This is a genomic window from Pseudomonas marginalis, from assembly GCF_008692035.1.
Classification (GTDB): domain Bacteria; phylum Pseudomonadota; class Gammaproteobacteria; order Pseudomonadales; family Pseudomonadaceae; genus Aquipseudomonas; species Aquipseudomonas marginalis.
The window spans coordinates 3,828,294-3,848,865 of record NZ_VTFG01000001.1; the positions used below are offsets into that span (position 1 = coordinate 3,828,294).

The 20,572-nt window shown below is 61.5% G+C and carries 20 protein-coding genes and 1 other RNA gene; 12 read left to right on the forward strand and 9 right to left on the reverse strand.

Features of this window, described 5'->3' with window-relative positions:
* Positions 1-88 precede the first annotated feature (88 nt).
* The 4 genes from FX984_RS17995 (at position 89) to FX984_RS18010 (ending at position 1,509) form a co-directional block, all read left to right on the forward strand.
* Positions 89-298 carry a TIGR02449 family protein gene (locus FX984_RS17995; RefSeq protein ID WP_007982902.1) on the forward strand — a complete coding sequence of 70 codons (210 nt, stop codon included), beginning with the start codon at positions 89-91 and terminating at the stop codon, positions 296-298.
* Positions 295-612, forward strand: a complete 318-nt coding sequence (locus FX984_RS18000) for a cell division protein ZapA (RefSeq protein WP_027608375.1) — start codon at positions 295-297, stop codon at positions 610-612. Before FX984_RS17995 ends, FX984_RS18000 begins: the two co-directional genes overlap by 4 nt.
* 30 nt (positions 613-642) lie before the next feature.
* Positions 643-821, forward strand: a non-coding RNA gene (gene ssrS / locus FX984_RS18005) — 6S RNA.
* 58 nt (positions 822-879) lie between these two features.
* Complete coding sequence (locus FX984_RS18010; RefSeq protein WP_027608374.1) at positions 880-1,509, forward strand: 5-formyltetrahydrofolate cyclo-ligase; 630 nt, start codon at positions 880-882, stop codon at positions 1,507-1,509.
* A 7-nt stretch (positions 1,510-1,516) separates the two neighbouring features.
* Here FX984_RS18010 and FX984_RS18015 read toward each other — a convergent pair whose 3' ends face one another.
* Entirely contained in the window at positions 1,517-1,666 is a 150-nt protein-coding gene (locus tag FX984_RS18015) for a hypothetical protein (RefSeq protein WP_092355790.1), read from the reverse strand.
* Positions 1,667-1,860: 194 nt separating this feature from the next.
* On the opposite strand from FX984_RS18015, the gene FX984_RS18020 reads away from it, so the two are divergent.
* The 4 genes from FX984_RS18020 to FX984_RS18035 all read left to right on the forward strand — a co-directional run bounded on the left by FX984_RS18020 (position 1,861) and on the right by FX984_RS18035 (position 7,244).
* Positions 1,861-2,310: an EVE domain-containing protein gene (locus FX984_RS18020; RefSeq protein ID WP_027608373.1), complete on the forward strand. Its 450-nt coding sequence runs from the start codon at positions 1,861-1,863 to the stop codon at positions 2,308-2,310.
* 136 nt (positions 2,311-2,446) lie between these two features.
* Positions 2,447-3,412: an HlyD family secretion protein gene (locus tag FX984_RS18025; protein WP_027608372.1), complete on the forward strand. Its 966-nt coding sequence runs from the start codon at positions 2,447-2,449 to the stop codon at positions 3,410-3,412.
* Positions 3,409-6,126 (forward strand): ribosome-associated ATPase/putative transporter RbbA, encoded by a 2,718-nt coding sequence (gene rbbA / locus FX984_RS18030; RefSeq protein WP_146476991.1) that lies wholly within the window; start codon positions 3,409-3,411, stop codon positions 6,124-6,126. The genes FX984_RS18025 and rbbA overlap by 4 nt, the downstream gene beginning before the upstream one ends.
* Complete coding sequence (locus tag FX984_RS18035; protein ID WP_027608370.1) at positions 6,126-7,244, forward strand: ABC transporter permease; 1,119 nt, start codon at positions 6,126-6,128, stop codon at positions 7,242-7,244. Before rbbA ends, FX984_RS18035 begins: the two co-directional genes overlap by 1 nt.
* Positions 7,245-7,261: 17 nt before the next feature.
* On the opposite strand, the gene FX984_RS18040 is transcribed toward FX984_RS18035, so the two are convergent.
* Positions 7,262-7,669: a flagellar basal body-associated protein FliL gene (locus FX984_RS18040; protein ID WP_027608369.1), complete on the reverse strand. Its 408-nt coding sequence runs from the start codon at positions 7,667-7,669 to the stop codon at positions 7,262-7,264.
* Positions 7,670-7,819: 150 nt separating this feature from the next.
* On the opposite strand from FX984_RS18040, the gene FX984_RS18045 reads away from it, so the two are divergent.
* Both FX984_RS18045 and glpT read left to right on the forward strand, forming a co-directional pair.
* Positions 7,820-8,797, forward strand: coding sequence for an NADPH:quinone oxidoreductase family protein (locus FX984_RS18045; protein WP_092355795.1), 978 nt, complete (start codon positions 7,820-7,822; stop codon positions 8,795-8,797).
* 247 nt (positions 8,798-9,044) lie between these two features.
* Positions 9,045-10,382 carry a glycerol-3-phosphate transporter gene (glpT, locus tag FX984_RS18050; RefSeq protein WP_027608367.1) on the forward strand — a complete coding sequence of 446 codons (1,338 nt, stop codon included), beginning with the start codon at positions 9,045-9,047 and terminating at the stop codon, positions 10,380-10,382.
* Here the strand turns inward: glpT and FX984_RS18055 are convergent.
* Positions 10,379-11,032, reverse strand: a complete 654-nt coding sequence (locus FX984_RS18055; RefSeq protein WP_027608366.1) for a gamma-glutamylcyclotransferase — start codon at positions 11,030-11,032, stop codon at positions 10,379-10,381. The genes glpT and FX984_RS18055 overlap by 4 nt on opposite strands.
* 27 nt (positions 11,033-11,059) lie before the next feature.
* Positions 11,060-13,447: a TonB-dependent receptor plug domain-containing protein gene (locus FX984_RS18060; protein ID WP_146476989.1), complete on the reverse strand. Its 2,388-nt coding sequence runs from the start codon at positions 13,445-13,447 to the stop codon at positions 11,060-11,062.
* Between the two features lie 330 nt (positions 13,448-13,777).
* Here FX984_RS18060 and FX984_RS18065 point away from each other — a divergent pair, with 330 nt between their 5' ends.
* A complete protein-coding gene (locus FX984_RS18065) occupies positions 13,778-14,260 on the forward strand; it encodes a hypothetical protein (RefSeq protein WP_027608364.1) in 483 nt (160 codons plus the stop codon).
* A gap of 34 nt (positions 14,261-14,294) precedes the next feature.
* Here the strand turns inward: FX984_RS18065 and FX984_RS18070 are convergent, their stop codons facing one another.
* The 5 genes from FX984_RS18070 to FX984_RS18090 all read right to left on the reverse strand — a co-directional run bounded on the left by FX984_RS18070 (position 14,295) and on the right by FX984_RS18090 (position 19,527).
* Positions 14,295-15,263 carry a CDP-6-deoxy-delta-3,4-glucoseen reductase gene (locus tag FX984_RS18070; protein WP_146476987.1) on the reverse strand — a complete coding sequence of 323 codons (969 nt, stop codon included), beginning with the start codon at positions 15,261-15,263 and terminating at the stop codon, positions 14,295-14,297.
* Complete coding sequence (ubiD, locus tag FX984_RS18075) at positions 15,263-16,729, reverse strand: 4-hydroxy-3-polyprenylbenzoate decarboxylase (RefSeq protein ID WP_027608362.1); 1,467 nt, start codon at positions 16,727-16,729, stop codon at positions 15,263-15,265. The genes FX984_RS18070 and ubiD overlap by 1 nt, the downstream gene beginning before the upstream one ends.
* 157 nt (positions 16,730-16,886) lie before the next feature.
* On the reverse strand, positions 16,887-18,146 hold the full coding sequence (gene rho, locus FX984_RS18080; protein ID WP_003176825.1) for a transcription termination factor Rho: 1,260 nt from the start codon (positions 18,144-18,146) through the stop codon (positions 16,887-16,889).
* 234 nt (positions 18,147-18,380) lie between these two features.
* Complete coding sequence (gene trxA / locus FX984_RS18085; RefSeq protein WP_015886460.1) at positions 18,381-18,710, reverse strand: thioredoxin TrxA; 330 nt, start codon at positions 18,708-18,710, stop codon at positions 18,381-18,383.
* Positions 18,711-18,831: 121 nt separating this feature from the next.
* Entirely contained in the window at positions 18,832-19,527 is a 696-nt protein-coding gene (locus FX984_RS18090) for a FadR/GntR family transcriptional regulator (RefSeq protein WP_027608361.1), read from the reverse strand.
* 255 nt (positions 19,528-19,782) lie between these two features.
* On the opposite strand from FX984_RS18090, the gene FX984_RS18095 reads away from it, so the two are divergent.
* Positions 19,783-20,568: a transporter substrate-binding domain-containing protein gene (locus FX984_RS18095; protein ID WP_092355803.1), complete on the forward strand. Its 786-nt coding sequence runs from the start codon at positions 19,783-19,785 to the stop codon at positions 20,566-20,568.
* Positions 20,569-20,572 lie beyond the last annotated feature (4 nt).

Genomic DNA, 20,572 nt, shown 5'->3' on the forward strand with positions numbered 1-20,572 from the left:
TAGCACCGGCAGACGTACCAAGACTATCGAGGGCGTCAGATCGTTTATCCTGCAGTTGCCATTCATCAGACAAATCCAGTGGAACCCAATGGAAGACACCGACCTGCAAGCGCTGATGGCCAGACTCGAATTGCTAATTACTCGGGTCGAGCAACTTAAGAGTCAAAACGGACTCCTATTAGCTCAGGAAAAGACCTGGCGCGAGGAACGCGCTCACCTCATTGAAAAAAACGAAATCGCCCGGCGTAAGGTCGAATCGATGATTTCGCGCCTGAAGGCCCTGGAGCAAGACTCATGAGTTCAAGCAATAGCGTCACCGTGCAGATCCTCGACAAAGAATATTCGATCATCTGCCCCCAGGAAGAGCGCAACAACCTGGTGAGCGCCGCCCGCTACCTGGACGGCAAGATGCGTGAAATCCGCAGCAGCGGCAAAGTCATCGGTGCCGACCGCATCGCCGTAATGGCCGCCCTGAACATTACCCACGACCTGCTGCATAAGCAGGAGCGCCCTGACGTACAGGCCAGCGGCTCGACGCGCGAGCAGGTGCGCGACCTGCTCGAACGCGTCGACCTGGTGCTTTCCAGCGACACAGAGCAACCCAAGGGCTGATTGCCGCGACTGTTTAAGGTATACTCGCCCCACTCCCTGGCGTGCTTGCCAGTCGGCGATGTCCCGGAGCCGATTCGCACTACCCTGGAAGTTGCACGTTGGGCTGGTGTGCATGTCCGCTAGACGGAAAGCCTTAAAGCCTACTGCTTCTTCCACCTTGAACTTTCGGGTTCAAGGGCTGAGTCGACAGCGGCTCTGTCGGGGAGCCTGAACTCCAGAACTCAATGCCAGTCCCCGGACTGGCATTGTTTTATGAGCCGAAAAACCATGAACGAACCTGCGCCGCTTTCCCGTCCGCACCTTCGACGCATGTTGCGCAAAGCCCGCCGCGCCCTCACGCCCAGCGAGCAGCGCCAGGCCGCCCATGGCCTGTATCGGCAACTGGCACAGCACCCGCTGTTTCGCCGGGCCAAACATATTTCCCTGTATCTACCGACGGACGGTGAAATCGATCCGCGCCTGCTGCTGCGTGCGGCACAGCGCCGGGGCAAGGCCACTTACCTGCCGGTGCTCAGCGCCTGGCCACGGACCAAGATGGTGTTCCAGCGCGTGAAGCCTGGGGAAACGCTGCTGCCCAATCGCTTTCGCATTCTGGAGCCACGGGTCAATGCCAGGCGCCAGCGCAAGGTATGGGCGCTGGATCTGGTGTTGCTGCCGTTGGTGGGGTTCGATGATACCGGTGGCCGCCTGGGCATGGGCGGCGGTTTCTACGACCGCAGCCTCGCCTATCTGGCACGCCGCAAAAGCTGGCGCAAGCCGGCGCTGCTGGGCCTGGCCCATGAATGTCAGAAGGTCGATCGATTGGCACAGGCCAGCTGGGATGTGCCGTTGGCTGGCACCGTTACCGACAGGCAGTGGTATGTCGCAGAAACGCCGCAGGAAGCTACGGCGCCTTGAAGAAGGGTCAGCGCTTGAAGGGTTGCGGCTGCTGCTGAGTCAGTTCAACTGGCGCATCGGTCTTGTTCGACCATAAGCTTTGCGCATACCCGGTGGTCACGACGCCCAGACCAAACAAAATCACCAATATCCATAGTAAATCCGGTTTACGTTGCATCGATTGCCCCCCTTCAGGCATCTCGTACACGATGACAACAACGTTCCAAAGTAGTCCGTTGCAGCTGCGTCAAGCTTAAAATCCCGGCATTCTGCGATAACGTGAACCAACACGCAAACCTTGACGCCAACCGACTGTCGGTTTGTCATCAAATTGCCTGACAACTTGCCCACTGCTTTTTCAGGAGCGCAAAAATGGCCTACTGGCTGATGAAATCCGAGCCCGACGAACTCTCCATCAACGGCCTGGAAACGCTGGGCGAAGCGCGCTGGGACGGGGTACGCAACTACCAGGCACGCAACTTCCTGCGCGCCATGGCGGTGGGTGACCAATTTTTCTTCTACCACTCCAGTTGCCCCGAGCCCGGCATTGCCGGCATCGGCAAGATCATCGCGGCCGCCTATCCGGACCCTACCGCGCTGGAACCGGACAGCCATTACTTCGACGCCAAGGCCACCCCGGAGAAAAACCCGTGGAGCGCGATCAATGTCGCGCACGTCCAGACCTTTCCCAAGGTGCTGGGCCTGGGCTACCTGAAACAGCAAACCGCCCTCGCCGAATTGCCCCTGGTACAAAAAGGCAGTCGCTTGTCCGTGATGCCGGTCACGGCAGAGCAATGGGCGGCGGTGCTGGCACTGCGCTGACCAGAACCCTGCGGTCACGCTCCCGGCGCATGCATCTGCACCTGAACCGGGTTAGGCTTGCGCTTCATTTGACCGGCATCAACGCCCCTCGGGCTGCCTCGGTCAAACTAGGACGCTAACGCCGCAGGATGCACCCATGTCGATCACGCCCCGCTCCTCCCACCTGTTTGCCGCTTTGTTGATTGCCTTGTTGCTCGCCGCCGGCGGCTTCGGTTACTGGAAGTCCACCCAGGATCGCCTGCCCGAAGGCTTGGGCATGGGCAACGGCCGCCTGGAATCCACCGAAGTGCAGATCGCCGCCAAGATCCCCGGCCGCCTGGCCGAGGTGCGGGTGGATGAAGGTGACAAGGTGCTCAAGGGCCAGTTGCTGGCGCGCATGGACACCCGCACCCTGGAAGCCCAGCGCGCCCAGGCCGAAGCCGAAGTGCTGCGCGCCAGGGAAAACTTCGCCGCCGCCGAGGCCAATGTGCAACTGCGCCAAAGCGAGCAACTGCTGGCCAACCAGGAACTCAAGCGTACCCAGGAACTGTACAAGCGCGGCTTTGCCAGCAGCCAGTTGATCGACCAGCAGCAGGCCCGCCAGAACACCGGCAACGCCGCCGTGATCGCCGCGCAAGCCCAGGTCAATTCGGTCAAGGCCGCCATCGGTGCCGCCCAGGCCCAGGTCGCCCAGTTGACCAGCGAAATCGATGACAGCAGCCTGCGCGCGCCCATCGACGGCATTATCCAACTGCGCCTGGCCGAGCCCGGCGAGGTCCTCGGTGCAGGCGGGCGCGTGCTGTTGTTGATCGACCCCGAGGATCAGTACATGAACCTCTATCTGCCCGCCTCCGTCACCGGGCGCCTGACGGTGGGCAGTGACGCACGCATCCTGCTCGATGCCCTGCCCCAGCAACCGCTGCCGGCGAAAATCAGTTTTGTTGCCGCCAAGTCGCAGTTCACCCCCAAGGAAGTGGAAACCCGCGACGAACGCCAGAAGCTGGTGTTTCGCGTCAAGCTGCGCCTGACCCAGCCCAGCGCCGTGCCCCAGGCCAAACCGGGCATGCCCGGCGCCGGCTACGTGCGCATGGCTGACATCGACTGGCCGGCCAACCTGCAATGACCGGCCTGGCGCTGCACGCCACCGCCATCAACCACCGTTACGGCAAGCAGCAGGCCTTGATCGACATCGCCTTCAGCCTGCCCACCGGCACGCGCTGCGGACTGATCGGCCCGGATGGTGCAGGCAAGTCGAGCCTGTTGGGGTTGATCGCCGGGGTTAAAAAGCTCCAGGACGGCCAACTGGAGGTGCTCGGCGGCTCCATCGCCGACCGCCGCCACCGCAACAGCCTGTACCCGCGCATCGCCTTCATGCCCCAGGGCCTGGGCGGCAACCTGTACCCCGAACTGTCCATCAGCGAAAACATCCGCTTCTTCGCCACGCTGTTCGGCCTGTCCAACGCCGACTGCGACCAGCGCATGCACAACCTGCTGTTGGCCACCGACCTCGCGCGCTTCGCCGAGCGCCCGGCCGGCAAGCTCTCCGGTGGCATGAAGCAGAAGCTCGGCCTGTGCTGCGCGCTGATCCACGATCCGGACCTGTTGATCCTCGACGAACCCACCACCGGTGTCGACCCGCTGTCGCGGCGGCGCTTCTGGGAACTGGTGGAGACCGTCCGCAGCGAGCGCCCGCAACTGACGCTGCTGGTAGCCACCGCCTACATGGAAGAAGCCGAGCAATTCGAACATTGCCTGATGCTCGACCGTGGCCAACTGATCGCCGACGGGCTCAGCAGCGAACTGGCGGCAGCGACCCCCAGCGGCAAACTGGATGAGGCCTTCACCCACTTCCAGGGCGACAGCGCCCACGGCAACCAACCCCTGGTGATCCCGCCAAGGGAAAACGCCAACACCGATATCGCCATCGAAGCCCACGACCTGACCCTGCGCTTCGGCGACTTCACGGCGGTGAACAAGGTCAGCTTTGCCATCGGCCGTGGCGAGATCTTCGGCTTCCTCGGCTCCAACGGCTGTGGCAAGACCACCACGATGAAAGTCCTCACCGGGCTGATGCCGGCCACCGAAGGCAGCGCCACGCTGCTGGGCAACCCGGTGAACGCCAAGGACCTGGCCACCCGCAAGCGCGTAGGGTTCATGTCGCAAAGCTTCTCGCTGTATGGCGAGCTGAGCGTGCGCCAGAACCTGGTGTTGCACGCGCAACTGTTCGATTTGCCCAAGGCCGACAGCGGCCCGCGCATCGATGAGCTGATCCAGCGTTTCGACCTCGGTGAAGTGGCCGAGCAGCCCTCCGGGGAACTGCCCCTCGGCCTGCGCCAACGCTTGTCATTGGCCGTGGCGGTGCTGCATCGCCCGGAAGTATTGATCCTCGATGAGCCCACCTCGGGCGTCGACCCGGCGGCCCGGGATGATTTCTGGCGACTGTTGATCGAGTTGTCCCGCGAACAAGGGGTGACGATCTTCCTGTCTACCCACTTCATGAATGAAGCCCAGCGCTGCGACCGCATCTCCTTGATGCATGCCGGTAAGGTACTCGCCTGCGATACACCGGACGCACTGCAACGGCAATTCAACGGCGACACCCTGGAAGCCGCGTTCGTCACCTGCCTTGAGCAAGCCCAGGGCGATGCCGAACCTGCCACGTCGGCCAAAACCGTCAGCGAAACCCATGCGCCGCCCATCAGCAAGCGTGGTTTCAGCCTGTCTCGCCTGCTGGCCGTGGCCAGCCGCGAAGGCAAGGAACTGCTGCGCGACAAAGTACGCATGGCCTTTGCCCTGCTCGGTGCGATGTTCATGATGGTGATCTTCGGCTACGGCATTTCCCTGGATGTGGAAAACCTCGCCTTCGCCGTCTACGACCAGGACCAGACGCCACAAAGCCGCGCCTATCTGGAAGCCTTCCGCAGCTCGCGCTACTTCGCCGAGCAGGCGCCGATCCAGGACGCCCCCGAATTGCACCGACGCCTGCAACGCTCGGAAATCAAACTGGCCCTGGAGATCCCGCCCGGCTTTGGTCGCGATCTCTATGCCGGGCGCCAACCCACCGTGGCCGCGTGGCTCGATGGCGGCATGCCGTTTCGTGCGGAAACCAGCCGCAACTATGTGGAGGCGGTGCACCAAGGCAACCTGCAGCAACTGGCCGAACTGAGCAGCCTGCCGCGCAGCACCCAGGCAGCCGCCAAACTGGAAACCCGTTTTCGCTATAACCAGGACGTGGTCAGCGTGAATGCCATCGGCCCCGGCGTGATGGCACTGATCCTGGCGTTTATCCCGGCGATGCTCACCGCCCTGGGCATCGTGCGCGAGAAAGAACTGGGTTCGATCACCAACTTCTACGCCACCCCCCTGACGCGCCTGGAATTCCTGCTCGGTAAACAGGCGCCTTACCTGGCCGTGAGCCTGGTCAACCTGGCGCTGCTGGTGGCGATGAATCGCTGGCTGTTCGGCGTGCCGTTCAAGGGCAGCGGCCTGACGCTGGCGTTTGGCGGGCTGCTGTATGTGCTGGCCACCACCAGCATGGGCCTGCTGATTTCCGCGTTCACCCGCACCCAGATCGCGGCGATCCTCGGCACCATGATCATCACCAGCCTGCCAACCATCCAGTTTTCCGGGCTGATCGTGCCGCGCTCGTCCCTGGAGGGCGCCGCCGCCTTGATGGGCGCACTATTTCCGGCCGGGCACTTTTTGGATATTGCCGTGGGCACCTTCACCAAGGCCCTGGATCTGCGCCAGTTGTGGCCGCAATGCCTGGCGCTGTTCGGCTTCTTTATCGGGTTCACCGGGTTGAGCCTGGTCATGCTCAAGAAGCAGGAGGCCTGATGCACAAGCTCGCACACATCTTCCGGCTGGGCATCAAGGAACTCACCAGCCTGCGTCACGACAGCGTCTTGCTGCTGTTTCTGTTCTACGCCTTCACCGTCGCCATCTACATGCCCGCCGCCGGCTCGGTGATCGGCGTGCACAACGCCAGCGTGGCGTTTGTCGATGAAGACCACAGCGCGCTCTCCCGGCAGATGGCCGAGGCGCTGCAACCGCCCGAATTCCAACCACCGGCACCGTTGGCCTATGACCAGCTGGACAAGGTGATGGACAGCGGCCAGTACACCTTCGTGATCAACGTACCGGCCAACTTTCAGGCCGACCTGTTGGCCGGTCGCCAGCCTGGCGTGCAGGTGAACGTCGACGCCACGGCGATGAGCCAGGCGTTCATGGGCGCGGGCTATATCGGGCGGATCTTCCAGCGCGAATTGCTCAGCTACAGCGGGCAAACCGACGCCACCCGCCAGGCGCCCGCGCTGCTCACGACCCGAGCACTGTTCAACACCAACCTGGAGGGCGGCTGGTTCCTGGCCGTGATCCAGATCGTCAACAACATCACCATCCTGGCCATCGTGCTCACCGGCACCGCATTGCTGCGTGAGCGCGAGCACGGCACCCTCGACCACCTGCTGGTACTGCCGCTGACCGCACTGGAAATCATGCTGGCGAAAATCTGGAGCAATATGCTGGTGGTGGTGCTGTGCACCTGGCTATCGCTGGAGGTGGTGGTCAAAGGGCTGCTCGGCGTGCCGCTGGCCGGGTCGCTGGGGTTGTTCCTGTTTGTGACTGCCCTGTATCTGTTTGCCAGTACGGCACTCGGGATCTTCCTCGCCACCCTCGCCCGCTCCACGCCGCAGTTCGGCTTGCTGGCGATCCCGGTGATTATCCCGATGCTGCTGTTGTCAGGCGGCAGCACGCCGCTGGACAGCATGCCCGAGTGGTTGCAGTGGGTGATGCAGGGCTCGCCGTCGACGCACTTTGTGAGCCTGAGCGCAGCGATTTTGTTTCGCGATGCGGGGGTGAGTGTGGTGTGGCCGGACTTGCTGGCGCTGGCGGGGATCGGGCTGTTGTTTTTTGCGGTGGCGTTGGCGCGGTTCAGGAAGAGCCTGGCTTCCTGAACCGCAAGCCAGGCTGATTACTGAATGATCAGGTTATTGAACAGCAGGTCTTCCACCATGGGCTTGCCCGTCTCGTCGTTCATCACTTGCTGGGTTTGCTTGAGGGCTTCCTGGCGCAGCTTCTCCTTGCCGTCGACCGTGCTCATGGCCTCATTGGTCTGCTGGGTGAACAGCGCGACCAACTGGTTACGGATCAATGCGTCGTTGGCCTTGACCGCTTTGGCGGCTTCTTCGCCGGTCACGCGCAGGGCGATGTCGGCCTTGAACACTTTGAGCTTGGCTGTGCCATCCAGGCCGTAGTTACCCACGAACGGCGGGCTCAGGCTGATATAGCTGACCTTCGGCGCCTCGCCTTCTTTGGCTTCTTCGGCCTGGGCTGCCATCGGCAAGGTCAGGGCCAGCATCAATAGGATCCACGCTTTCACAGTTCATTCCTCACATTCGGTTGCCGGGTAGCATAACGCTAGCAAGGCAGAGCACAAGCTTATGGCGACTTATCAGGGCCGAGCATGCTCGTTGACCCACAGGCCTACCCTCCTACACTTATCGGCCACGACACCAAAAGGAATAGCCCGATGAAAGCTGTGCTGTGCAAAGCCTTCGGCCCCGCCGAAACCCTGGTGCTGGAAGACGTCGCAAGCCCCACGATCAAGAAGAACGAAATCCTGCTGGACGTGCATGCCGCCGGGGTCAACTTCCCCGACACCCTGATCATCGAGGGTAAATACCAGTTCAAGCCGCCCTTCCCGTTCTCGCCGGGTGGCGAGGCATCGGGGGTAGTCAGCGAAGTCGGGGAAAAGGTCAGCCACCTGAAAGTCGGCGACCGGGTCATGGCACTGACCGGCTGGGGCAGCTTTGCCGAACAGGTCGCGGTGCCAGGCTACAACGTGCTGCCGATCCCGCCGACCATGGACTTCAACACCGCCGCCGCCTTCAGCATGACCTACGGCACCTCCATGCACGCGCTGAAACAACGCGCCAACCTGCAACCCGGCGAAACCCTGCTGGTGCTCGGTGCTTCCGGTGGCGTGGGCCTGGCCGCCGTGGAAATCGGCAAGGCCATGGGCGCGCGGGTGATCGCCGCCGCGAGCAGTGCCGACAAACTCGCCGTGGCCAAGGCCGCCGGCGCCGATGAACTGATCAACTACAGCGAAGCCAGCCTAAAGGACGAAATCAAGCGCCTGACCGACGGTAACGGCGCCGATGTGATCTACGACCCGGTGGGCGGCGACCTGTTTGACCAGGCCATTCGCGCGATTGCCTGGAACGGCCGCCTGCTGGTGGTGGGTTTTGCCAGCGGGCGCATCCCGGAGCTACCGGTGAACCTGGCGCTGCTCAAGGGTGCGGCGGTGGTCGGGGTGTTCTGGGGTTCGTTTGCCCAGCGCCAGCCCCAGGACAATGCGGCGAACTTCCAGCAACTGTTCACTTGGTACGGTGAGGGCAAGCTCAAGCCGTTGGTGTCGCAGGTGTATCCGCTGGAGCAGACTGCCCAGGCGATTAATGACCTGGGCCAACGCAAGGCGGTGGGCAAGGTGGTCGTTCGAACCCGCTGACCGACCTGAAATGCAATCAAATGTGGGAGGGGGCTTGCCCCCGATGGCAGTGGGTCAGCTACAGATAAGCTGACTGACCTACCGCTATCGGGGGCAAGCCCCCTCCCACATTTGATCTTCGCTGTTCGTAAGAGAACATGCTCCTACTCTCATTTCCTGTATTTGCAGATAAGAGGCAATGCTATTTTCGGTAACGAAACTGTAACATTCGCATCCGCAGTCAAAACAAGAAATTTGGAGCTCTTGAATGTTTGCTTTCTTTCGTCCTGCCGCACACCAGGCGCCTCTGCCTGAAGAAAATATCGACAGTACCTACCGACGGCTGCGCTGGCAGATCTTCGCCGGTATTTTCTTCGGTTATGCCGGGTATTACCTGCTGCGCAAGAACTTCTCCCTGGCCATGCCCTACCTGATCGACGAGGGTTACACCCGGGGGGAGCTGGGCCTGGCGATGTCGGCCATCGCGATCGCCTATGGCCTGTCCAAGTTCCTCATGGGCCTGGTATCCGACCGCTCCAACCCGCGTTACTTCCTGCCCTTCGGCCTGCTGGTATCGGCGGGGGTGATGTTCATTTTCGGTTTCGCGCCTTGGGCGACGTCCAGCGTGACCATGATGTTCATTTTGCTGTTCATCAACGGCTGGGCCCAGGGCATGGGCTGGCCGCCCAGTGGCCGGACCATGGTGCACTGGTGGTCACAGAAAGAACGCGGCGGCGTGGTGTCGGTGTGGAACGTGGCGCACAACGTCGGCGGCGGTCTGATCGGCCCGCTGTTCCTGCTGGGCATGGCCTGGTTCAACGACTGGCATGCGGCGTTCTATGTACCGGCCACGGTGGCCTTGGCAGTGGCGGCATTTGCCTTCATTACCATGCGCGACACCCCGCAATCGGTGGGCCTGCCGCCGATCGAGCAGTACAAGAATGATTACCCGGAAGGCTACGACGCCAGCCACGAAGACGAATTCAGCGCCAAGGAAATCTTCGTCAAGTACGTGCTGCGCAACAAAATGCTCTGGTATATCGCATTCGCCAACGTGTTCGTCTACCTGCTGCGCTACGGCGTACTGGACTGGGCGCCGACCTACCTCAAGGAGGCCAAGCACTTCACGGTGGATAAATCGTCCTGGGCGTACTTCTTCTACGAGTGGGCAGGTATTCCGGGCACGCTGCTGTGCGGCTGGATGTCGGACAAGATCTTCCGTGGCAACCGTGGCCTGACCGGCATCGTGTTCATGGCGCTGGTGACCGTGGCGACCCTGGTGTACTGGCTCAACCCGCCGGGCAACCCGATGGTCGATATGATCGCGCTGATCTCGATCGGCTTTTTGATCTACGGCCCGGTGATGCTGATCGGCCTGCAGGCGCTGGAACTGGCACCGAAGAAAGCCGCCGGTACGGCTGCGGGCTTCACCGGTCTGTTCGGCTACCTGGGCGGTTCGGTGGCAGCCAGTGCGGCCATGGGCTACACCGTGGACCATTTTGGCTGGGACGGCGGTTTCGTGCTGCTGATCGGCGCGTGCGTGCTGGCCATCGCATTCCTGATCCCAACGCTGTGGCACACCAACAGCGTCAGCTCGGCGCGTTAATCGCCTGAGCAATCCTTGGCACAACGCTTGAGCCGCGCCTCCAGGTTTTTATCTGGCATGGCGTGGCTACGCAGGGCGTTGACGGTCTGCTCGACATAATCGCGAGTAGTGCCGTAACGCCCGCAAGCGCTTTGCAGCACATGGTTAAGCACGATATCGGGCAGGTTGCCGGCGTAGCTGGGCAAGTGCCGCTCCAACACAAACCCCAACGCCTGCACCTGACTGCCATCTTCAAGGCGGCAACTGAGCCAGTGCGGCCGGTAGGACGGGTAAGGCATCTCGCGCTGCCACAAGGCGTAAAGCGAAGCCTCCAGTTGATCGTCCGGCAAGCGGTAGGCAAACCCGCTGCACGAGCCTCCGCGATCCAGGCCAAAGACCAGGCCCGGCAACTCCGGCGTGCCCCGATGCTCGTGGGACCACAGGTACAGACCCCGGTGATAACCGTGGACCCGTGCCCGCACTCGCTCAGTCGACGAACATTCCGGGCGCCAGATCAGCGAACCATACGCAAATAGCCAGACCGGGCCACCCTTGTGCCGGCCCATGGTGGCCTGCATCGAGCTCATTAACTGTTCGTGAGTGAGTTGCGGCCCCAGATCGAGCCGCGGAGGGTAAGCCAATTGCAGAAGATCGGATTCAATGGCGGTCATGGCGAAAAGCGGTGCGCCTCCTGTGTGTTACCAGTTGTAAGCAACTTTACCGTAATAAAACGCGCCGCTGTAACCGTACGGCGAAAAAGTGCTATAGGCCAGGTTGCCCCCACTGCTGGCGAAGGCGTTGACCTTCTCCGGGTATTTATCGGTGACGTTGTCGCCGCCCAGGGTGAAGGTCCAATTCTTCAGCCTGTAGTCCGCCGACAGGTCCAGCACCCAGGCAGCCTTGAAGGTCTGGTCGTTGACCTTGTCCGCCTGGTAGCTGGTGAATTCACCATAGCGCACCAGGTTGCTGTGCAGGGCCCAACGGCCGTAAGTGAAGTCGTTACCCAGGCTCAGCTTGTGCTGCGGCGTGGTATCCCCCAGCAAACCGATGCGCTCGCGGCGGTCCACACGCACCAGGTTCGCGCCCAGGCTGTCGAGGATGGCCGGGTTGGCCTTCACGTCCGTCACCTTGGTGTGGTTGTAGTTGTAGCCCACGGTGCTGTTCCAGCGGATGCCGCTGTCGAACTGGTAACGATAGTTGGCGACCAGGTCGACGCCGTCGGTGCTGGTGTCGGTGGCGTTGGTGAAGTAGCGGGCGGTGGTGTAGTCGATATTGCCGACACCGTTGGCCTGCAAATAGGCGCGCGTCGCCGCATTTATGCCGAGGTTGGACGACAGGCTTATACGGTCACGGATGTCGATGCGGTACACATCCACCGTCACCGTCAGGTCATCGGCCGGCTCCAGCACCAGCCCAAGGCTGTAGTTGCGCGACTTCTCGGCCTTGAGGTCTTCGGCGCCGAGCAAACGCGCCACCTGGCTGTTGGCCGGGAACGTGCCGGCTTCCTGGATGGTGCTGCCGATCAGCTGCGATGAGGTGTAGGCAAAGTTCTGCTGGGCCAGGGACGGCGCGCGGAAACCGTTGGAAACACTGCCGCGCACGGCCACCTGCGGGGTGAAGTCATAACGGGCTGAGAGCGAGCCACTGACATTCGAGCCGAAGTCACTGTAGTCCTCGTGGCGCACCGCCGCCGAGGCACTGAGTTTTTCGGTGAAGTTGGTTTCCAGGTCCAGGTACTGGGCCCAGTTGTGGCGCGTGCTGGTGCCCGCGTCGGCATCACGGAAACCACCCAGTCCGGAACTGCCGGTCTGAAAGTAGGAGGCCGGCTCGCCCGCCTCGATTTCATAACCCTGGTGCAGGTATTCACCGCCAAACGCCACGGACACCGGGTAAGGCAGCCAGCCCACGTCGAATTCACGGGACAGGTCCAGGCTGACTTGCTTCTGGTCGTTGCTCAGGGTGCCGTTGTCGAACTTGCGCGGCGTGGCCAGGCCCAGGGAGGTGTTGATGGTTTCGGTGCTGAGTGCGTACTGGTTCTTGCCATAGTTGGCCGACAGGTCGTAATGCCAGTCGTAGGCCAGCAAACCGCGCAGGCCCACCACCAATGAGGTGTCTTCAAGGTTGCCCTTGATCAGCGGCAGGTAACCGTTGGGGTTGAGCGCCGGGATGTTGTTGGACGCATTGCTCGCCCGGTAGAACGCCGCCGTCTCGCCGCGCCGCTTGCTGTAGCCGCCGAAGGTGTAGAACTCGGCCGCATCGTTGAAGGAATATTCGGAGTTGAACTGGAATTTGCCTTCATTGGTGGCCGGCTCACCCTGGCGGAACACGCGCTGGCCATAGGTGGTAGAGCCCACGCTGCCCGTGCGGTAGTCATCCCCGGCGCGGTTGGTGTAGTCATTGTCAGCCCCTTCGGCCGACAGGTTGATAAAACCGTTGTCGCCCAGTGCCAGGCCGGTATTGCCGCTGACATTGCGCTGGATACCATCGCCCTTCTTGTATTCGCCGAACTTGGTGGAGATCGAACCGCCATGGTCGGCGTGCTTGAGGATCACGTTGATCACCCCGGCAATCGCATCCGAGCCGTAGCGGGCGGAAGCACCGTCACGCAGCACTTCGATATGGTCCACCGCCGACAGCGGGATCGCATTCAGGTCCGCCGGTGCCGACCCACGGCCCACCGCGCCGCCCAGGTTGACGAAGGCACTGGTGTGGCGGCGCTTGCCGTTGACCAGCACCAGCACCTGATCGGGTGACAGGCCGCGCAACTGCGCAGGGCGCACCAGTTCGGCACCATCCACCAGGCTTGGGCGCGGGAAGTTGATCGACGGAATCAGGCGCGCCAGCACCGCCCCCAACTCATCAGAGCCCGTGCTGCGCAGGCTATCGCCGGAAATCACATCGATCGGAGACAGCGAAGCACTGGCGGTACGCTCCTGGGCGCGGGTGCCGGTGACGATCACGGTGTCGAGTTTGGGTGCATCGGTGGCGGGCGCTTCGGCCGCCAGGATAGGATTGAAACCCACAGCGGCCAGCAAATTGGCCGACAAAATCGCTGTGTACAGCGCGTGTTGCGTGTAGCTCCCCATACCGCTCCCCTTTGAATCAAGAATCAGAACGTCAGTGTTCTGAGTTCGCAAGATCGATCCGGCTGGCGGGCGGTGGCGGTCAGTTAATGGTTATTGGAAGAAAATCGGTAGTCCGTTGCGATATAGCTTAAGGATATTTATGTAACAAATTAAATACCTTTAAAGCATAAGCGAATGCATAAGCCCGATGCCCCTTTCGTCAGGATTGCACAGGGCATTCCAGCTACTTTCAGCCCCGGTTCAGCCTGGGAGCACGCCAAGCCGTCAAACTGGCGCGCACGTCCACGACCCACCTAGCCGCCCATCAAACCGTCTATCGAGGTCGCACCCATGAAGAAATTTCGACTGCCTGGCCTGCTGTTCCTGGCCCAGGCCACCACCGCACTGGCTGGCGAAACACCGCCTGCCGAGGACGACAAAGGCTTCTGGTACGCGCAGACCAGCGTCTATACCCGGCACTTCGCGCCGGACAAAGACCACAACAACAACCAGGACCTGATCGGCCTGGAGCGCAATGAGGCATCAGGCTTTGTGTATGGCGGGGCGACGTTTCGCAACTCGTTCAGCCAGCGCTCTTACTACGCCTATGCAGGCAAGCGCTATGACATGGCCGACTCTGCGGTGTACCTGAAGGTCACAGGCGGGGCGATCCAGGGCTATCGCGGCAAATACCGCGACAAGATCCCCCTCAACCGTTTCGGTGTGGCGCCGGTGATCATCCCGTCGGTAGGCACCCATTACGGGCCGGTGGCGGCGGAACTGGTGCTGCTGGGGTTCAACGCGGCGATGGTGACGACCGGAGTACGTTTCTGAGCGTGCGCATGCCCCGTTCCACCGTTCCGTTGCGTCAGGGCCGCGGGGCGTAGGCGAATACGTCGGCGCGCATCTGGTGCGCATCCATGCCGGCATCGACCAGTGCATCCAGCGTGCCGTAGATCATCGCCGGTGAACCGCTGGCGTAGACATGCACCACCTTGAGGTCGGCAATGTCTTCGCACACCGCTTCATGCAGCAGGCCGCAGCGCCCTTCCCAACCACACAGGTCGCTGACCACCTTGTGCAGGAACAGGTTGGGCAGTTGCAACCATTGGTCCCAGTGCTCGATCTCGTAGAAATCTTCCGGGCGACGCACGCCCCAGTACAGGTGCACCGGGTGCTTGAAGCCGGACGCGCGGCAATGCTCGATCAGGCTGTGCATCTGCGCCATGCCGGTACCGGCGGCGATCAGCACCAATGGCCCGTCCGGCAGCTCGGCCAGGTGGGTATCGCCAAAGGGCAGCTCGATGCGCGCCATCTGGTTGCGCTGCAATTGTTCCAGCAAGTTGCGCGCGCTGTCCTCGCGGGCCAGTACATGCAGTTCCAGCTCGCGACCGGCGTGGGGCGCCGACGCCAGGGAAAATGCCGACTTCTCGCCATTCTCCCGCTCGATCATCAGGTATTGCCCGGCGTGGTAACGCACCGCCTTGCCGGCCGGGGCCCGCAGGCGCACGCGCCACACATCTCCGCCCACTTCCACGCACTCACTCAATTGGCACGACAACTTGCGCAACGGCAACTCTCCCGGCGCCAGCACGCCATCCCACAACACAATGCAATCTTCCAGCGGCTCGGCGATGCAGGTGTAGAACTCGCCATGGTCGCGAACCTCACCGGCTTGCTGCACCCGGCCCTCCACCAGCAGTGCGGCGCACACGTGGCACACGCCATTGCGACACGCCTGGGGGCATTCGTAGCCCAGGCGGCGCGCGCCTTCGAGGATTCGCTCGCCGGGGACCAGCTCCAGCACGGCGCCGGAAGGTTGCAGGGTTACACGCATCAATCTATTCCCAATTCTTTCCAAATCGCATCGACACGTGCCGTGACGGCCTCATCCTTGACGATCACCCGGCCCCACTCGCGGGTCGTTTCACCCGGCCATTTGTGGGTAGCGTCCAGGCCCATCTTCGAGCCCAGGCCCGACACCGGCGACGCGAAGTCGAGGTAGTCAATCGGCGTGTTGTCGATCATCACCGTGTCGCGCTTGGGGTCCATGCGCGTGGTGATGGCCCAGATCACATCGTTCCAGTCCCGGGCATTGATGTCGTCGTCGGTGACGATAACGAACTTGGTGTACATGAACTGTCGCAAAAACGACCACACACCCAGCATGACCCGCTTGGCATGGCCGGGATACGACTTCTTCATGGTCACGATGGCCATGCGATACGAGCAGCCTTCCGGCGGCAGGTAGAAGTCGGTGATTTCCGGGAATTGCTTCTGCAGGATCGGCACGAACACTTCGTTCAGCGCCACACCCAGAATCGCCGGCTCATCCGGCGGACGGCCGGTGTAGGTGCTGTGGTAGATCGGTTTGATCCGATGGGTGATGCGTTCCACGGTGAACACCGGGAAGCTGTCGACTTCGTTGTAATAGCCGGTGTGGTCGCCGTACGGGCCTTCATCGGCCATCTCGCCTGGATGAATCACGCCTTCGAGGATGATTTCAGCGGTGGCCGGCACTTGCAGGTCGTTGCCACGGCACTTCACCAGCTCGGTGCGGTTGCCACGCAACAGGCCGGCGAAGGCATATTCGGACAGGCTGTCGGGCACCGGGGTCACGGCGCCGAGGATGGTCGCAGGGTCGGCGCCCAGGGCCACGGAGACCGGGAACGGCTTGCCGGGGTGCTTCTCGCACCATTCACGGAAGTCCAAGGCACCGCCACGGTGGCTCAGCCAACGCATGATCACCTTGTTGCGGCCAATCACTTGCTGACGGTAAATACCCAGGTTCTGGCGGTCCTTGTTCGGGCCCTTGGTGACGGTCAGGCCCCAGGTGATCAGCGGGCCGACATCGCCGGGCCAGCAGGTTTGCACCGGCAGCATGGCCAGATCGACATCATCGCCTTCGATGACCACTTCCTGGCACACCGCGTCCTTGACCACCTTGGGTGCCATGGCAATGATCTTGCGGAAGATCGGCAGCTTCGACCAGGCATCCTTCAAGCCCTTGGGCGGCTCGGGTTCCTTGAGGAACGCCAGCAGCTTGCCGATCTCGCGCAATTCGCTGACCGCCTCGGCGCCCATGCCAAAGGCCACACGCTCGGGGGTACCGAACAGGTTGCCGAGCACCGGTATGTCAAAACCGGTCGGGTTCTCGAACAGCAGCGCCGGGCCCTTGTTACGCAAGGTGCGGTCGCAAATCTCAGTCATTTCCAGCACCGGTGAAATCGGCATCTGGATACGTTTCAACTCTCCGCGCTGCTCAAGTTGCTGCACGAAATCCCGAAGATCCTTGAATTTCATTAACCATGCCACCCGTAAAATAGGCGTACATCCTACCTGCTCTGAGGGCTGCTGGCAGCTTATCGAGGTGCATTTGGCCGTTGCAGGGACCGAAAAACCGACACAAAAAAAATGGCGCCCCTGGGGGCGCCATTTCTTCGGACCTGAAACGTCGTGATTACTTACGTTTCATCGACAGGAAGAACTCGTCGTTGGTCTTGGTGGTTTTCAACTTGTCGATCAGGAACTCGATGGCTGCCACTTCGTCCATCGGGTGCAGCAGCTTGCGCAGGATCCACATGCGCTGCAGTTCGTCGTCGGCGGTCAGCAACTCTTCGCGGCGGGTGCCGGAGCGGTTGATGTTGATCGCCGGGAACACGCGTTTTTCCGCGATGCGACGGTCCAGGGGCAGTTCCATGTTGCCGGTACCCTTGAACTCTTCGTAGATCACTTCGTCCATCTTCGAACCGGTTTCAACCAGTGCGGTGGCGATAATGGTCAGCGAGCCGCCTTCTTCGATGTTCCGCGCGGCGCCGAAGAAACGCTTCGGTTTCTCCAGGGCGTGGGCATCGACACCACCGGTGAGGACCTTGCCGGAGCTCGGGATCACGGTGTTGTAGGCACGGGCCAGACGGGTGATGGAGTCGAGCAGGATCACCACGTCCTTCTTGTGTTCGACCAGGCGCTTGGCCTTCTCGATCACCATTTCGGCAACCTGCACGTGGCGGGTCGGCGGCTCATCGAACGTCGAGGCAACCACTTCGCCGCGCACGGTGCGCTGCATTTCGGTGACCTCTTCCGGACGCTCATCGATCAACAATACGATCAGGTGAACTTCAGGATTGTTACGTGCGATGTTCGCTGCAATGTTCTGCAGCATGATGGTCTTACCGGCTTTCGGCGGGGCGACGATCAGGCCACGCTGGCCTTTGCCGATCGGGGCACACAGGTCGATCACGCGACCGGTCAGGTCTTCGGTGGAACCGTTACCGGCTTCCATCTTCATGCGCACGGTCGGGAACAGCGGCGTCAGGTTCTCGAAGAGAATCTTGTTTTTCGCGTTCTCGGGACGATCGAAGTTGATCGTATCGACCTTGAGCAGGGCGAAGTAACGCTCGCCTTCCTTCGGTGGGCGGATCTTGCCAACGATGGTGTCACCGGTGCGCAAGTTGAAGCGACGGATCTGGCTCGGCGAGACATAGATGTCGTCTGGGCCGGCGAGATAGGAGGCGTCTGCAGAGCGGAGGAAGCCGAAGCCGTCCTGGAGAATCTCCAGCACGCCATCACCGGAGATTTCCTCGCCGCTTTTCGCGTGCTTTTTCAGCAGGGAGAAAATCACGTCCTGCTTGCGCGAACGGGCCATATTTTCTATGCCCATTTCTTCGGCCAGTTGGAGCAGGTCGGTAATCGGCTTTTGCTTGAGTTCAGTCAGATTCATATAGGAATGACGTAATCATTTATGGAGGGGGGGAAATTAAGCTTTTGGCTTAATGAGGCCGCGCCGCGGAGAAGGCGACAGGATCGCGTACTAATCGAAAAGGAATGCGTCGGCGACGGCTTGCAGGGGGCAGTGGAGAAACCAGTGCGGGGCCGAATGTACCACCTGAGTTTCGGAGCGTCTAGCCCTGTTTCACGAAAAAGCCCCGCTATTTGCGGGGCTTTTTGACGACGCTTAGATGTTGGCGTCGAGGAAAGCTTGCAGCTGGGACTTCGACAGCGCGCCCACCTTGGTGGCTTCGACGTTGCCGTTCTTGAACAGCATCAGCGTAGGAATACCGCGCACGCCATGCTTGGCCGGGGTTTCCTGGTTGTCGTCGATGTTCAGCTTGGCAATGGTCAGCTTGCCTTCGTAGGTGGTTGCAATGTCGTCCAGGACCGGAGCGATCATTTTGCAAGGGCCACACCATTCAGCCCAGTAGTCAACCAGCACCGGGCCAGCAGCCTTGAGTACTTCGGCCTCAAAGGTCGCGTCGGTGACGTGCTTGATAAGATCGTTGCTCATGGATGTCTCCGGATTGTAAGCAAAAAAAACGTTGCCCATCATAGCCGCCCTTCCCCCGTTCAGGAAGTCGCCTCTGATTGAGTCTTCCTATGATGGCGCATGAGTTTGCGCATAGCCCAACTCAGGGCGCAACAGGAGTCACGAAGGCAATCCCCGTGCGCAACGCCGCGTTGCGTACGTGTTCCTGCATGGTTTTCTGCGCCGACGCACTGGCCCGCCGGGCCAGGGCGCGCAGGATCTTGCGATGTTCCTGCCAGGTTTCCATGGCCCGCTCCGGCCGGATGAACGGTAGTTTCTGGCTTTCCAGAAACACCTCGGCACGGGCACTCAGGATGCTCACCATTGCCTGGTTGCCACTGGCCAACAGGATGCGCTGGTGGAACTCGAAGTCCAGCCGCGCGGCTGCTTCGAAGTCACCGGCCTTGAGCACCTTGCGCATCGCTTCGACGTTGTCTTCCAGGCTGTCCAGCTCATCGATCGTCAGCGTGACCGCCGCCAAACCCGCCGCAAACCCTTCCAGCGCATAGCGCAACTGGAAGATATCGAGCGGCGTGGCCTGGGCTGCAAAAGGCCAGGCAAAGCCCGGCGCATCCTCAACCGCCTGTACGAACACACCTTTGCCCGGCTGCACACTGACCACACCCAAGGCGCTCAAGGACGACAGCGCCTCGCGCAGCGACGCCCGGCTGACGCCCAACTGCACCGCCAGGTCGCGCTGGGACGGCAGTGCATCGCCCGGCCCGAAGCCTTGCTCCTTGATCAGTTTGCGGATGGCCTGCAGGGCCGCTTCCGGTACGGCTTGGGCGATGGAATTCATAAAAAACTCAAGATTTGCGTCAACAGAGCGGCTAGTTGTAAAGCTATTCAGGAGCCACGGCAAGCCACGCCCCAAAGGGGCTCGCGCAGTTTTACCGACGCTCGAAAAGGGTGCGAAAACCCGCACAGCTGTTCAGACCAGTAAGACCACCAAAGCTCAACAAACTCGCGCCTCGCAGACGGTCCGCGCAGTACTGGCATGGGCTGTGCACTGAGCAAATCCAGAAAATTCCTTCGCCCTTCTCGGAGAGTTGCCATGACCAAGCGCTACAGCGCCCTGCTCACTGCCCTGTTTGCCAGCCTGATGCTGAGCCAGGCACCCGCCCAGGCCAACGGTCTGGACGATATCGTCGCCCGTGGCACCCTCAAGGTCGCCGTGCCCCAGGACTTCCCACCGTTCGGCTCGGTCGGCCCCGACATGAAACCCCGCGGCCTGGACATCGACACCGCCAAACTGCTGGCCGACCAACTCAAGGTCAAGCTGGAGCTGACCCCGGTCAACAGCACCAACCGCATCCCGTTCCTCACCACCGGCAAGGTCGACCTGGTGATCTCCAGCCTGGGCAAGAACCCCGAGCGCGAAAAGGTCATCGACTTCTCCAAGGCCTACGCACCGTTCTACCTGGCCGTGTTCGGCCCGCCTGATGCCGCCATCAGCAGCACCGACGACCTCAAGGGCAAGACCATCAGCGTGACCCGTGGCGCCATCGAAGACATCGAGCTGACCGCCGTAGCACCGAAGGAAGCCATCATCAAGCGCTTCGAAGACAACAACTCCACCATCGCGGCCTACCTGGCCGGCCAGGTCGACCTGATCGCCAGCGGCAACGTGGTCATGGTGGCGATCAGCGAGCGCAGCCCGAAACGCGTGCCGGCGCTGAAAGTGAAGCTCAAGGACTCGCCGGTGTACGTGGGCGTGAACAAGAACGAGCCGGCGCTTCTGGAGAAGGTCAACCAGATCCTGGTCGCGGCCAAGGCTGATGGCAGCCTGGAAAAGAACGCGATGCAGTGGCTCAAAGAGCCATTGCCTGCTGATCTCTGAAGCG